The 13,633-nt window shown below is 33.6% G+C and carries 12 protein-coding genes and 1 pseudogene; 10 read left to right on the forward strand and 3 right to left on the reverse strand.

What is annotated here, in order from left to right; translation table 11 throughout:
• Window positions 1-19 precede the first annotated feature (19 nt).
• A complete protein-coding gene (locus tag HPY74_02915) occupies window positions 20-412 on the reverse strand; it encodes a DUF4363 family protein (protein ID NSW89629.1) in 393 nt (130 codons plus the stop codon).
• Between the two features lie 25 nt (window positions 413-437).
• The gene (locus tag HPY74_02920; GenBank protein NSW89630.1) at window positions 438-1,112 is read right to left on the reverse strand and encodes a DUF421 domain-containing protein; all 675 of its coding nucleotides are present in this window, start codon (window positions 1,110-1,112) and stop codon (window positions 438-440) included.
• Between the two features lie 175 nt (window positions 1,113-1,287).
• Here HPY74_02920 and HPY74_02925 point away from each other — a divergent pair, with 175 nt between their 5' ends.
• From HPY74_02925 to HPY74_02970, 10 genes are all read left to right on the forward strand, one after another.
• Window positions 1,288-1,485, forward strand: a complete 198-nt coding sequence (locus tag HPY74_02925) for a hypothetical protein (protein NSW89631.1) — start codon at window positions 1,288-1,290, stop codon at window positions 1,483-1,485.
• Between the two features lie 15 nt (window positions 1,486-1,500).
• Complete coding sequence (locus HPY74_02930; GenBank protein ID NSW89632.1) at window positions 1,501-1,773, forward strand: spore coat protein; 273 nt, start codon at window positions 1,501-1,503, stop codon at window positions 1,771-1,773.
• A gap of 32 nt (window positions 1,774-1,805) precedes the next feature.
• Window positions 1,806-1,967, forward strand: coding sequence for a hypothetical protein (locus HPY74_02935; protein NSW89633.1), 162 nt, complete (start codon window positions 1,806-1,808; stop codon window positions 1,965-1,967).
• A gap of 140 nt (window positions 1,968-2,107) precedes the next feature.
• A complete protein-coding gene (locus HPY74_02940) occupies window positions 2,108-3,316 on the forward strand; it encodes a D-alanyl-D-alanine carboxypeptidase (protein ID NSW89634.1) in 1,209 nt (402 codons plus the stop codon).
• Window positions 3,317-3,416: 100 nt separating this feature from the next.
• The gene (locus HPY74_02945; GenBank protein ID NSW89635.1) at window positions 3,417-4,337 is read left to right on the forward strand and encodes a sugar ABC transporter permease; all 921 of its coding nucleotides are present in this window, start codon (window positions 3,417-3,419) and stop codon (window positions 4,335-4,337) included.
• 10 nt (window positions 4,338-4,347) lie between these two features.
• Entirely contained in the window at window positions 4,348-5,238 is an 891-nt protein-coding gene (locus tag HPY74_02950; GenBank protein NSW89636.1) for a carbohydrate ABC transporter permease, read from the forward strand.
• A 124-nt stretch (window positions 5,239-5,362) separates the two neighbouring features.
• The gene (locus HPY74_02955) at window positions 5,363-6,901 is read left to right on the forward strand and encodes a hypothetical protein (protein ID NSW89637.1); all 1,539 of its coding nucleotides are present in this window, start codon (window positions 5,363-5,365) and stop codon (window positions 6,899-6,901) included.
• 118 nt (window positions 6,902-7,019) lie between these two features.
• Window positions 7,020-8,639, forward strand: a complete 1,620-nt coding sequence (locus HPY74_02960) for a hypothetical protein (GenBank protein NSW89638.1) — start codon at window positions 7,020-7,022, stop codon at window positions 8,637-8,639.
• Window positions 8,640-8,901: 262 nt separating this feature from the next.
• A complete protein-coding gene (locus HPY74_02965; GenBank protein ID NSW89639.1) occupies window positions 8,902-9,738 on the forward strand; it encodes a response regulator in 837 nt (278 codons plus the stop codon).
• A gap of 26 nt (window positions 9,739-9,764) precedes the next feature.
• A complete protein-coding gene (locus HPY74_02970) occupies window positions 9,765-12,548 on the forward strand; it encodes a sensor histidine kinase (protein ID NSW89640.1) in 2,784 nt (927 codons plus the stop codon).
• A gap of 9 nt (window positions 12,549-12,557) precedes the next feature.
• Here HPY74_02970 and HPY74_02975 read toward each other — a convergent pair.
• Window positions 12,558-13,019: pseudogene (locus tag HPY74_02975) on the reverse strand (hypothetical protein).
• Window positions 13,020-13,633 lie beyond the last annotated feature (614 nt).

Here is a 13,633-nt window from a genome sequence, read left to right on the forward strand (position 1 = left end):
ATACTCCTATTTAGCGCATTTATAGTATATTTTCCAAATTAAAAGCCATTTTTTCCGGTATATGTTTTATATATTGCTTTAAAAGGGCTGCTTCTGCCAGCGTTAATGAAAGTTCTTTTGCTTTTAGAAACTCTGATGCCCTTACTAATGCACTATCAATATTATCTATTTCAAAATGGCTTTGCAGCATAGCCCAGTTACCCTGTACCTTGGACCAATATTGTCTAATATATTCCAATTCCTCCTCTGCCTTCTGCCAACTGCTATCCTTAACATGATTTTCCATCCGGATAATATGTTCTTCCAATAGCTTTGAATTTTTGCCAAGCATATGGTTTGTAAAAATACCTGAAGAAATAATTACTAGTAATAATAGTGATATAATAAGAATAACTTTTAAGAAATGTTTCATAAAGCTGTAAAACCTCCCATATTCTTTATTTGCTTTTTTCTTGATAATACAAATTGCCGTTGGTATCGAGGCTTGCAAATAAGACATTATTTAAATTATCAATTCCGAAATTCCTTAATTCATTTTTTAACCACTCTGTATTCAGGTTTGCTTTTTGGAGATTTTTTATCATTACTCTTCCATCAATAATCAAATCGAGGGGTAAACCCTCATATTTGGTAGAAATATTTAAGTCTTCTGCATTAACCGGCCTTTTTTGGGATTTTGGTATTATGCTCAGCTGTCCATTTGTCTCAAGTATTGCAAATTCAACATCCGATATGTTATAAATGTTTGAACTCCTTAACTGCTCTAAAAGATCATTTAATGTATACATTTCTTTTCTAAGATTTTGTTCATTAATTTTTCCGTTTTCTATTAATATACTTGGAGTACCACATATTACTCCCCTAGCCCATACATTTAACATAGAAATAAATGACAATAACATTTGAGCTATTAAAAGTGTTAATATAGGGATAATACCGTTAATAAGAGGTATTGCCGTATCTTGCATGGGAACTGCCGCCAGTTCCGATATCATAATTGCAACTACAAGTTCAAAAGGCTGAAGCTGCCCTATTTGTCTTTTTCCCATAATCCTCATTACTACAACAACAAGAAAATATAGTATTAAAGTCCTTATAAAAACAATAAGCATGCATAGCCATCCTTTCAAATCAAACAAATTAAAACATACGGTCTATTTTATTATCCCGTATTATACATTTCTTATTCATTTTTAAACTTTTATACTTTTTTATGCTTTATGTATAATATGAGAAAATTTGCAGATTATAATTTACGAAAACAAAATAAGTAAAAGGAGGATGTTTATGACGTTAACTACAAAAGAGCTACTATTAATCCAGGACAATATAAAGATGACAGAAAATACTGTTAAGTTTATGGAAGGGTGTGCAGAAATTGCTTCTGACCCTCAAGTAAAAAGTATGTGCCAGCAAATGGCCAAAGATCACCAGAATGATATACAGATGCTGATGAAACACATTAATTCAGCAACAATGCAATAATTGGAGGTGGGAATAATGAGAAGTATAACTGATAAGGAAATTGTAAATGTACTATTGGACCAGCATAAACTTAGTGCAACATCTTTAACTAATTTAGTCCTTGAAAGTGTAAACCAGAACCTGAGAAATGATGTGACGAATATACTAAACAAGACTTTCAAACATCAAAAGCAGATATTTGATTTTATGACACAAAAAGGCTGGTACCAGGTGCAAAGCGCAAGTCAACAGCAAATATCCCAGGCACAGCAGGAAATGGGCAGGATTCAACAAACTTTTACTATGTAAAGTAAAAGATATTACGCTAATGGAGGATAACTATGAAGTGTAAAGATTGTATAAATTTCAGGCAGTCAAGCAGGATGGAATCCGGAAGGGAGATTTCACCCGGAATAAAGTCAGAAAAAGGAACATGCAGTATAAACAATGCGAGGTGCAAAGCTGAGGATGAGTGCAGATACGGAGGTTTCTCCCAAAAGTAAACTGTAACGAGGAAGGACTGAGGCTGTTTTAAAAGAAAGACAGCCTCAATTTTTTTATAATACTTTTTAATAATTTAATTTGTTATGCAGTTATATTCAAGAACTGTTGTTACATATAAATACATAGGTGTATAGGTGTGATGAATATGCGACGAATACTTTTGCCGTTTATTATTTTAATAATTATTGCCATTCCGTTGGAAAAAGCTTGGGCAGACGATTATCCGGAAGAGGCAATCGATTTAGACCTTTTTAATATAGATGATTGCAGTGTATCTACAGGACAAGTTCCTATAATAAATGCCGCTGCTGCAATAGTTATGGATATGGAAACAGGAAGGGTGCTGTTTGAAAAAAATGCTTATGCAAAGCTTCCTATTGCCAGTACCACTAAAATAATGACAGGAATTATCGCCATAGAAATGGGCAATTTGGATGATGAGGTTACAGTAAGTAAACAGGCAAGCGAGATATGGGGTTCTGATATTGGTTTGCAACCCGGTGAAAAGCTAAAGTTGAGGGATTTATTATACGGACTTATGCTCAGTTCGGGAAATGATGCTGCCATAGCTATTGCAGAACATATAGGAGGTACTCTGGAAAATTTTCTGGAAATGATGAACAGAAAGGCAAAGCTAATTGGAGCAAGAAACACAAATTTTAAGTCACCCCACGGGCTTGATATGGAAGGCCACTACTCTACTGCCTACGACCTTGCGCTAATAGCCAAATATGCCCTCGCGAATCCCGTTTTTTCAAAAATTGTTGCGACAAAAGAGGCTGTGATACCAAAAAGAAATCTACATAATACCAATGAAATGCTGGACTTGTACCCGGGAGCTGATGGAGTCAAGACAGGTTATACCGGAAAGGCAGGAAGATGCCTTGTAACATCTGCCACAAGAGAAGGTTGGAGAATAATTTCCGTAGTACTTAATTGTTCCAGTAGATACACACGAGCACAGAGCAGTAAGAAAATACTGGACTATGCTTTTAACAATTATATAAGGTATACTTTGCTTGAACCGGGAGAAATTATTGGACAATTGCCTGTAGTTAAAGGCTTGGATGAAAATGTGCCCATAGGGACAGTAGATAAAATAATATATCCGTTAACAAAGGATGAGCTAGAAAGATTGGAAAAGAAGGTATTACTTCCTGAGAGCTTGAATGCTCCAATTTTTGGTGGAATGGATGCGGGGTATATAAAGTTTATGCTGGATGGAAAAGTTTTAGCCGAGTCTAAACTAAAAGTATGGAATGACGTGGCAAGGAAAGACTTTAAGTATTACTTGGATGAAATAATTAGGCAATGGTTGAAATTGGTTAAAACATTTTTCTTGATATAAGCTATTTTTCTAAAAAAAATCCAACTTTGTCTAAAAAGAAGCACCACCTACTTTAAGTAATTTGTGATAAATTAATTAATAGAATGAGGTGTTGCTAAATATGGGGTCTGTAAAAAGTGTAAATAGTTTTAAAAAATTTAATAAGTACAAGTATCTCTTTCTTTTGTTGACACCGGCACTTATTTTGACGTTTATATTCCATTACGTCCCAATGTATGGAATTATTATTGCTTTCAAGGACTATAAAATGATAAAGGGAATACTGGGAAGTGATTGGGCTGGATTTACTCACTTTCAGACCATGTTCACTTCTCCAAGCTTTTTTGAAATTTTAAGAAATACAATTATCATAAGCTTATATAGACTGATATTTGGATTTCCGGCTCCTATTATTTTAGCCCTTATGCTTAATGAAATCATGCATAATAAATATAAAAAGATTATTCAGACAATTTCATATTTGCCACATTTTATGTCATGGGTAGTTATAGGAGGTATACTGAGAGAAGTACTTTCTCCACAGCGTGGTATTGTAAACTACTTGATACAATTACTGGGAGGAAAGTCGATTTATTTTCTTGCAGACCCTTTGTGGTTCAGGACAGTGCTAATTATTAGCGGAATCTGGCAGAGTGTGGGATGGGGTAGTATAATATATTTGGCATCAATAGCAAATATTGACATTGAGATGTATGAAGCAGCGATAATTGATGGCGCAAACAGGTTCCAACAAGCTTTCCATATTACAGTACCAATGATGTATCCGGTTATAACAGTTCTTCTGATATTAAGTATTGGTAATATTCTTAATGCAGGATTTGACCAGATATTTAATCTCTATACACCCCTTGTATATCGTGTTGCAGATATAATTGATACGTATATATACAGGAGAGGGCTGATAGAAAGTGACTATGGATTTGCTACTGCTGTAGGTCTTTTTAAAAATGTCATAGGTTTTTTTCTTGTAATAGGAACTAATTTTATAACAAAAAGAATATCCGAATATGGAGTATGGTAAGGTGGTAATTATGTATAATAGTACAAGAAGGATAAAATTCAATCTGTTTGATATAATTAACTATATGTTTATGTTTATTTTTGCTTTCAGCATAATATATCCATTTTGGGACATGCTGATGAAGTCATTTTCTACTCCTGCTGAAGCTACTAAAGTAGGATTTAATCTATTTCCAAAAGAGTTAACTTTTGCAGCGTATAAGGCTGTATTTCTAGGAAGTGACATAGCTATAGGTTATTTTAATACAATTTTCAGGACATTTTTTGGTACATTACTTTTTCTTTTGGTAACGGTAAGCGCAGCATTTGCTCTCTCTAAAAAGGATTTACCCTGTAGAAATACAATTACATTTTTTTTCTTATTTACAATGTTCTTTAGCGGGGGGTTGATACCAAGCTATATACTTATGAAATGGCTTCATCTTATAGATTCCAGGTGGGCGCTTATTATACCTGGAATGTTTAATGTATTTAACATGGTGATTATCAGGAACTATATGCAGTCAATTGACAAAAGCCTGGAAGAATCAGCTTCAATGGACGGTGCTAATCATATATATATATTATTTAAAATCATTGTTCCTGTGTGTAAGCCAATTTTGGCAACTGTTGCATTGTGGACAATTGTAGGCCATTGGAATGCATGGTTTGATGCCATGATATATATTAATACTAATAAAAAACAGGTACTTCAAATATTCTTAAGAAAAATATTAATACAATATGACAACCTTGAAGTAACAAAATTTTTACAGGCATCGGGGCAGAACATTAATGACTTTACACCGGATTCTCTTAAAGCCGCATTTATGTATATAACAATAACGCCGATACTTTTTGCATACCCTTTACTTCAGAAGTATTTTGTAAAGGGTATTATGATTGGCTCATTAAAAGGATAGGTATATTGAAAGCCATATTTACACTAATTACAATGCAGTAATTATAATAATTTAAATAATTTAAAGAACTGTTAAAAAATGAGGATAAAAAACTTTCATAAAGGGAAATGGGGGAAGGCTTATAATGGGTGGTATTATGCTAAATGAAGACTGTAATCATTTTGTATACTCAAGGCATAAAGCAGGAGTAAAAGTTGGTATTAATGAACTTCATGAATTTATTGATCAATATGCAAATACTAATGTAAAAGAATTCATAATGAATGTTAATGCTATGCTTGCATGGTTTCCAGCCAAAACCTGGGAGAATGTAATCGATAAATATATAAAGTTAAAAAAAATAGGTAAGGATCCGGGTGAATCCGGAAATGTTGTAGCAACTTCTTACGATATTTTTATTAATCAGGGTATTGATATGTATAAAATATGGATTGATCGCTTACGGGAGAAAGGCATATCACCATGGCTTTCAATTCGAATGAATGATATTCATAACAATGATGATGAAGAACATTTCCTGCATTCTTCATTTTTTAGCAGGAATAAGCATATGAGAAGGGCTGCGTACCGTCCTAATGCAAGTTATTATGATAACGCTCTTGATTATACTTTTCCTGAAGTACGTGAGCACTATCTTTCTTTAATTTATGAAGTTACGGAAAGATATGATTTTGACGGACTAGAACTGGATTGGATGCGCGAAGTATTCTGCCTTAAAATCGGAAGCGAATGGGAAGGTACTAAAATACTTACTGAATTTATGCGAAAGATACGAGAAATATTAGATTATGCTGAAAAACAAAAGAAACATAAGATAAAAATAGGTGTTCGTGTTCCTCAGAGTCCTGAGTTAGCTTTGCGCTTCGGCATAGATGTTGTAACCTGGGCAAAAGAAAAGCTTGTCGATGTTATAGTTCCAACAGCACGTTGGGCAACTACAGATAATGATATGCCCATTGACCTGTGGAAACGTATTCTCGACGGCACTGGTGTTATGCTTGGTGCAGGGTTGGAAATTCTTATTGAGGCTACCTGTACCCAGCCAAAGCGATGGATGTTTAATTCGGTAGAAACTGCCCGGGGGAGTGCAGTTGCTTATCTTAGCATGGGGGCAGACAGGATATATTTGTTTAATTATATGGATTTACCTGTTGCGGAAAGTTTTGATCCGCGAATGGCAGGTTCAGCTGTTGATCCAAAATACTACAAAGAGTTATTAACAACTATAGGTGAACTAAAAATTGCCATGAATCTTCCTCGACGCCACATTGTAACATACCATGATATAACTGCACCTGGTGTGAGAGTGGGAAACATACTACCAATTATTTGTCATCCTATTAACTCTGCGGTTAAGCCAGAGTTTGCAGATGCCCGTATAGCTACAGGTCCTATCAATAGAGATTCAAAAGTGACTCTGATAATAGGAGCAAATTCTGAAGATAAACTTGAAGCCTCGGATTTTTTGGTATATTTAAACGGAGTACTATGTGAATTTGAAGGACTTGTTGACTTGCCTCAGCCAAAACCTGCATGTAGAACATACTCCTTTAAAGTAGAAACTCACAATAAGTTTCCTGAAGCTAGTATTGTTGAAATAGCTTCAATTAAACGCTTTTTTAGTGTTGAATGGATTGAAATCTCAATTGGTGGCACGCTATGAATAACAAAAGCAGGTTTTATTATTGTAATTATTTTGAAAGATTAAAACTAATTGAATTTGTTGCAACTGGTGTTATTCATAACACCTAAAAATAAAAAATACTAGGAGGTTGATTTTAATGAAAAAAAAGCTAAAGATTTTTTCCTTAATTCTAACAATAATAATTATTAGTACTGTAATTTTGTCAGGGTGTGTAGTAAAAAGTACAAAAGATGGAAAGGAGGGGGGGACTTCTAATGCTACAGCAAAGACAGGGGAACCGGCTGCTCAGGATAAAGAAGAAACAACCGGATTTGAAAAAAGGTTGGAAATAACCTGGCTTATAGCTTATGATGCCAGTGCATACAAAGAAGGCAGCAAGGTTGAAAAAGAGCTTGAGGATAAGTTTAATGTCGACCTGAAAGTTGTGCCAATAAACTCTATGGATAATGAAAAATTCTATGCTACCATCGCGTCGGGAACCATTCCTGATGTTATAGTTAGGTGGGATAGTAGGAAGCTATATTCAGATGGTATAGTTAGAGCTATTTCAAAAGATATGATTAAACAATATATGCCCACAACATACAAGGTAATTGATGAGCTTGGCGGAAAAGCAGCATGGGAATCATTTACCAGTTATGAGGATGGAAAACTTTTTGCTGTGCCACAAATTGCAGCAAATGGTGCGGCAAAATTGGTGCTTGCAGCAAGAAAGGACTGGATGAATAATTTAGGAATAACAGCACTACCAAAGACTATAGATGAGATTTATGATTTGGCAAAAGCTTTCACATTCAATGATCCGGATAAAGATGGTAAAAATAATACTTATGGGCTAGGCGGAGCAGGAATGCATCCAAACCCCCTATTCTGGCAGTTTCAAACCATTTTTGGCGGATATGGGGTACATCCTCAGTATTGGGTTGAAGAGGACGGGAAGGTTGTATTTGGAGCTGTAGCAAATGGCTATAAAGAGGCCTTGAGAACTCTAAGCAATTGGTACAAAAATGGAGTAATAGATTATGAATTTATCACTAATACCAATGCTGATTATATGAATAAAGTAGCAAGTGGAATGCTTGGAATGTATGAGGGGCATCCTACTTATTTTGATACAGGATTTTACCCCACATTACCACCAGCAATGATAAAAGAAAAAAATCCGCAAGCAGAATTTGTTTTTCTTGATCCACCCAAAGGACCTCAGGGCAAATCAGGAGCAATCAGTTATGGTGTAGTAGGTAGTTGGGGTATGATGTATAGTGTAAAAGCTTCTGAGGAAAAAGTAATAAGGGCAATGCAAATTGGTGAAGCTTTAAATACAGACATTAATCTTTTCAAGCTTACATTTGCAGGAATAGAAGGAGAGCATTATGATGTGGTTGGAGACCAGTGTGTAATAAGAAAAGGAATAGTGGAAGCAGAGCATGGTATAAAAATGTTTAGAACAGGCTCGTATCTGACAATGGATGTAGTTAAAACATTTTTATCGAAGGATGCAATTAATTTAGTTATGTCTACTATAAATCATCCATTAATGAGAAGTATTGTGGATTCAGGACGTTTGATTACCCTTAATAAAGATAAAGTTAACACGGCAGAAATGGATAAGCTTGTAAAAGAATTTTATTTCAATGCAATTACAGGAAAAGTTGACGTAAATAGTGAATGGGATAATTATGTCAAGAAATGGATGGATTTTGGAGGAAAAATATTAACTGAAGAAGCACAAAAGGCTCCGAGGCTTGACAAGTAATTATAACCAATGTTTTAGATACAATGCATTAACTGTAGTTTATTATAAATTGCAGTTAATGCATTGTAAGTATTATATTATGAGTTGTTTCCATGCTCTTGTACTCCCTTAAGAATTGACATAAGTAATTCCATACATTTATAATTTGATTTATAATAGTATATAGTATATAGTATATGTGATTATTCTGTAGTTTATGAAGAAGGTTTAGCCATGTGAGAATACTTAATGAATAGAAGTCAATTGTGAAGGGGGGGTTGTATTGTATAAACTGTTAATTGTCGAAGATGAAGAAATTATAAGATGGGGATTAAGAAATGAGATTAAGTGGGAGGAAATCGGCTTTGAGGTAATAGGTGAAGCTGAAAATGGAAAAGTTGCTTTTGATTTAATAACCAGGCTTGCTCCTGATGCAATACTGTTGGATATAAAAATGCCATTGATGAACGGAATAGAATTCATGTCCAGAGTTAATAGTATAAATCCTAAAATCAAAATAGTAATACTTAGTGGTTACGATAAATTTGAATATGCAAAGCAAAGTATAGAGTATGGAGTGTTCTCTTATCTTCTAAAACCTACAAAGGAAGATGAAATAAAAGAAGTTTTCTGCAAGCTGAAAAAAGAACTTGATCATATAAATAGTAGCATTAGAGAACTTGAAATCCTCAGGAAGAAAGCAAATACAATATCTTTAATTAAAAAGGAAGGAATATCTGAAGATAAACAGGATAATATTCCTGATGATATTATAGATGAAAAGAATAATAGCAATGGAGCTGATCCGCTTATACAAAAAGTAAAAGAATATATGAATAAACATTATAATGAAAGAATAACACTTGAATTGTTGTCAAATATTGTATATATGAATCCTGCTTATTTTAGTGTTTACTTTAAGCAGAAAACAGGTTTGAATTATACAGAATACATCACAATTATGAGAATAGAAAAAGCAAAGGAATTACTAGGGAATAAAAGCCTTAAGGTATATGAAATTGCTAATATGGTTGGTTATGATGATTTTAGATATTTTAGCCGTATATTTAAGAAGATAACCGGGATAAACCCTCAAAGGTTCAGAAGTCTTTTAAAATAACACCCTAATAATACAGGGGAGGTTATATGTTTTTTTTTAATACTATTAGAAATAGATATAAAAAACTTAAAATTAGAACGTTACTTGTGATATTATCGTCAGGAATAGTCTTTATTTTCCTTTCCTTTATTAGCTATATTTGTTATAGTACAACTACTAGTATTTTGTTTGATAAACTTCAATCAATTGAATATACAAATCTGAAGCAAATTAATAATAGTCTTACTGCTGCAGTAAATGAGATGAAAAGATATACGGTAAACATGTCTAAAAACAAATCCTTGGTTGATCTTTTAAAAAAATACATACAAGCCGGAAATGATTATATGCTTAAGATAAACCTTTATGAAGCAATAAAAAGCTCATTTGATAATTCCAATATGTATTATAGAGGTATTAATTCAGTTGAATTTTATTTTAAAGATGGGCATGTTTCAAATACAGTTCAAGCAGAAAGGAAGGATATTCCTGTTATTACGTATAATAATATTATTAAGTCTAATTTATATTCAAATACATTAAAATCAAAGGATTCTGTTATTCTTATTGAGCCGGGATACAGGGATGAATTTTTAGGTTCCTTTAATTCACCCTGTTTTGGTAGTATTGTATATAGAGACAATATAGAAATTGGCTATTTGATTATTGTTATGCAAAGCAACTGGTTTGATATGTTATCTTTTAATTCAAAGACGATGATATGCGATCTGGATATGGACCATCTTATCTGGTCGGGCGATATTTTTTTAACCAAATATTACCATAATATCAAAAAACTAATAAAACATAATAAAGGTACTATAGTTTTTGCGTGCGATAAAGACCGCTATAATATTTCTTATATTAAATCTGATATAAATAATTGGACAATACTGACATTTAGTAATATATCCCAAATGTTCCGGCCTGTCAGACAGGTTAGAAATTATTCTTTAATGGCTATTCTTATAAGTCTTGTTGTAAGTTTTATCCTTTCAAAGTATTTTTCGTTCCGCATAACAAAACCTATATATGAATTAATAGAAGTAGCTTCGAGATATAAGGTAGAAGAGAAAATAGAATTTGTAAGCATTAAAAGTGCTGGAAGCAACCTTATGGTAAATGCTATGCTTTATTTTTTGTTCATCGTTTTTATACCTGTTTTATTGTATTCAATTGTAACTTATAGCATATCATCCGGAATTATTAAAGATAAGGTTCAGGAGTCACTTTATATAACAATGAATCAAACTGTTGAAAATATTGATGCATTCATAGAAAGAAACGAAAGAGTATCTACTACCATTATGTTTGATAAAAACATACAAGAATATCTCATAGCTAAAACAGCGTCTTTAGATTATGATAATGAGTTGTATATAAATAAGCTAAATGATGTGCTCTCTGAAAAGGCAGCTATAGTTAATAATCTCTTCGAAACTATAATTTATGATAGTAAAGGGAAAACTATTTTTTCTACTATTTATAGAACGGGAGAAAGTATGGAGCCAGAATTATATGAAAAACTAATGAAAACTTATGGTGAACCATTCTGGGTAAACTATAGGAGCGACAGTAATAACTTAAACATTTTGGGACTTGCCAGGAGAGTAAAGGGTATAGTCAACGATAGCAGGTATAACCTTAAAACTCTGGGATTTTTATTTTTGGTGTATAATGAATCTACTATAGAGAGTCTCTATAAGGATTTTGATATTAATGAGAAAGATTTTAGTATATATATTATTGACAGTTTAGGGACCATTATCACACATAAGTATAAATCAATGATAGGAAAACAGGTTCCTTTTAACATATATGATCAAACAACGAAAAACTGGAGCAATATTGAATATGAAAATGGGAAACCAATTCTTACTATATATGCTAAATGCAAAAAATTACCCTGGGTGCTTGTTAGTAAAATACCTTATGATTATGTATCAACCAATAATCAGAGAATTTTGCTAGCTAACATTTATACTATACTTGTTGCCTTTCTTTCAGCATTTATAATATCATACTTTTTTTCCTATTTTTTTACAAAGGCAATAAACAAGATTAATAACGACCTGATCAGATTAGGTGAGGGTGATACGGAAATAAATTTCAGTAGAAATATTTACATTAACGAAATCAAGGATTTGGCTGAAACCTTTAATATTATGGCAAGACGCGTCCGTAGGTTAATTGAACTTGAAAAAGAAAAGAAGGATGCAGAAATAATTGCACTTCAAGCACAAATTAATCCCCACTTTCTATATAATACACTGGAATCTATAAAATGGATGAATAAGAGGGGAGAAAAAGATAAAGTAGATGTAATGATTACTGCATTAGGAGACCTTTTCAGACTAGGAATTAGTAGAGATAAAATATTCATTCCAATAATAGAAGAAGTTAATTACGCAAAAGCCTATGTGGATATTCAAAAAGTAAGGTATCAAAGTAAGCTGGAATGTTTCTGGTTTGTTGAAGATACTGTTGTGAATTGTTTGTGCCCAAAACTTATCCTTCAACCATTGATTGAAAATTCTATATATCATGGACTACAGGATAGGGATACAGGTGGATTGATAAAAATATATATTTTCAGATCAGCTGATTTAATAATTTTCAAAGTTACTGATAACGGCATTGGCATAAACAGTGAGCAACTTGCCCAAATCAGGAATAACCTGGGTGATAATACAGGAAAGAGCATAGGAATATATAACGTGCAGAAACGTATAAATCTTTATTTCGGAAATGACTATGGACTAACTATTGACAGTATTCCCGGGGAAGGTACTACTGTAACAGTAAGTATACCTATAATTGAAGTACCTTAGCCCTGCAACTCACCTTGCAGGGCTTAACCTCATTTCCATCCAGTCTAATCCAATCCAGTCATCCGGGCCGGTGTTGGAAGTATTAACAATTACAACCCTGTTGATTCTTCTTATATTGGGTACATTAAAGGTTAAAAGACTCCAGTTTGTGAATTTCCCGCCTGCAGGCCTTCCATGTTCAAGAGGTAAACGTCCTGTATGGACTACGGTACCGTTTACTGTTATTCTTGCGGAATATCTATCTACAGGTACATTGGAGTGATCATCCAAAACAGCGCGAATAGCAAGTTGTGCTCTTAAAGCTCCCGGTACAAATAAAAATGCGGGTATTTCAAAAGTCCATACACCTCTGTTCCCTGTATATAAAATATCTGCGTTACCGCTTGGATTACCGTAGTTAGGATACCCCGTCAATTCCTTAAAAAGTACTACTGTAGTTACAGCCGGGTTGTTACTTAATACTGGAGGAGGGTCGGTAGTTATACCTTTTATATCCATATCCTCCATTTCATCCATTTCATCAATATCGTACATATCAAGCATATTATCCGTATCATAAGGACCGAACATACCCATTCCTGGGGGCATATGAATCCCTTGACCTTGATATAACTGGGGTACCGGTTGCATGAAGCCCGGATACACGCTGCCTGGCGGCAATTGTCCTGGTGGCATTTGACCCGGAATCATTTGACCGGGCACTATTTGGTCTTGCTGCTGATAAATATTCATCCCGATAGTACCTTTAGGCATGAATGGACACCAATAGAAAGGGCTCATAGTTTACATCCTCCTTTAAACTTTATAGTGTTTTATGTAAAACACTATTTCTTATATATAATATTCCTTCAGGCAATATTATGTTACACTGGCAGAAAACAGAGAATGATAGAGAATGAAGAAGTCAGCTCTGAGATCTCACACTTATTATTGTTTTATTATTTCTCATGTTATATAATCCCAAGTTTGACACTTGGAAGAAATAAAAATCCTGTAAAGTCTTGATATGAAAGGCTTTGCAGGATTCCTTGCTGTTATAAAATTTGCGTACTTTTTTTATTTTTTCGTCTCTTTAAAAATTTTTT

The organism is Bacillota bacterium (assembly GCA_013314855.1).
Classification (GTDB): Bacteria; Bacillota; Clostridia; order Acetivibrionales; family DUMC01; genus Ch48.

What these genes read in the sequence shown, in the direction of transcription:
- HPY74_02960 (NSW89638.1), top strand. Translation starts at nt 7,020, where the DNA reads ATGAAAAAAAAGCTAAAGATTTTTTCCTTAATTCTAACAATAATAATT.
- HPY74_02930 (NSW89632.1), top strand. Translation starts at nt 1,501, where the DNA reads ATGAGAAGTATAACTGATAAGGAAATTGTAAATGTACTATTGGACCAG.
- HPY74_02920 (NSW89630.1), bottom strand. Translation starts at nt 1,112, where the DNA reads ATGCTTATTGTTTTTATAAGGACTTTAATACTATATTTTCTTGTTGTT.
- HPY74_02970 (NSW89640.1), top strand. Translation starts at nt 9,765, where the DNA reads ATGTTTTTTTTTAATACTATTAGAAATAGATATAAAAAACTTAAAATT.
- HPY74_02915 (NSW89629.1), bottom strand. Translation starts at nt 412, where the DNA reads ATGAAACATTTCTTAAAAGTTATTCTTATTATATCACTATTATTACTA.
- HPY74_02955 (NSW89637.1), top strand. Translation starts at nt 5,363, where the DNA reads ATGGGTGGTATTATGCTAAATGAAGACTGTAATCATTTTGTATACTCA.
- HPY74_02950 (NSW89636.1), top strand. Translation starts at nt 4,348, where the DNA reads ATGTATAATAGTACAAGAAGGATAAAATTCAATCTGTTTGATATAATT.
- HPY74_02935 (NSW89633.1), top strand. Translation starts at nt 1,806, where the DNA reads ATGAAGTGTAAAGATTGTATAAATTTCAGGCAGTCAAGCAGGATGGAA.
- HPY74_02940 (NSW89634.1), top strand. Translation starts at nt 2,108, where the DNA reads ATGAATATGCGACGAATACTTTTGCCGTTTATTATTTTAATAATTATT.
- HPY74_02925 (NSW89631.1), top strand. Translation starts at nt 1,288, where the DNA reads ATGACGTTAACTACAAAAGAGCTACTATTAATCCAGGACAATATAAAG.
- HPY74_02945 (NSW89635.1), top strand. Translation starts at nt 3,417, where the DNA reads ATGGGGTCTGTAAAAAGTGTAAATAGTTTTAAAAAATTTAATAAGTAC.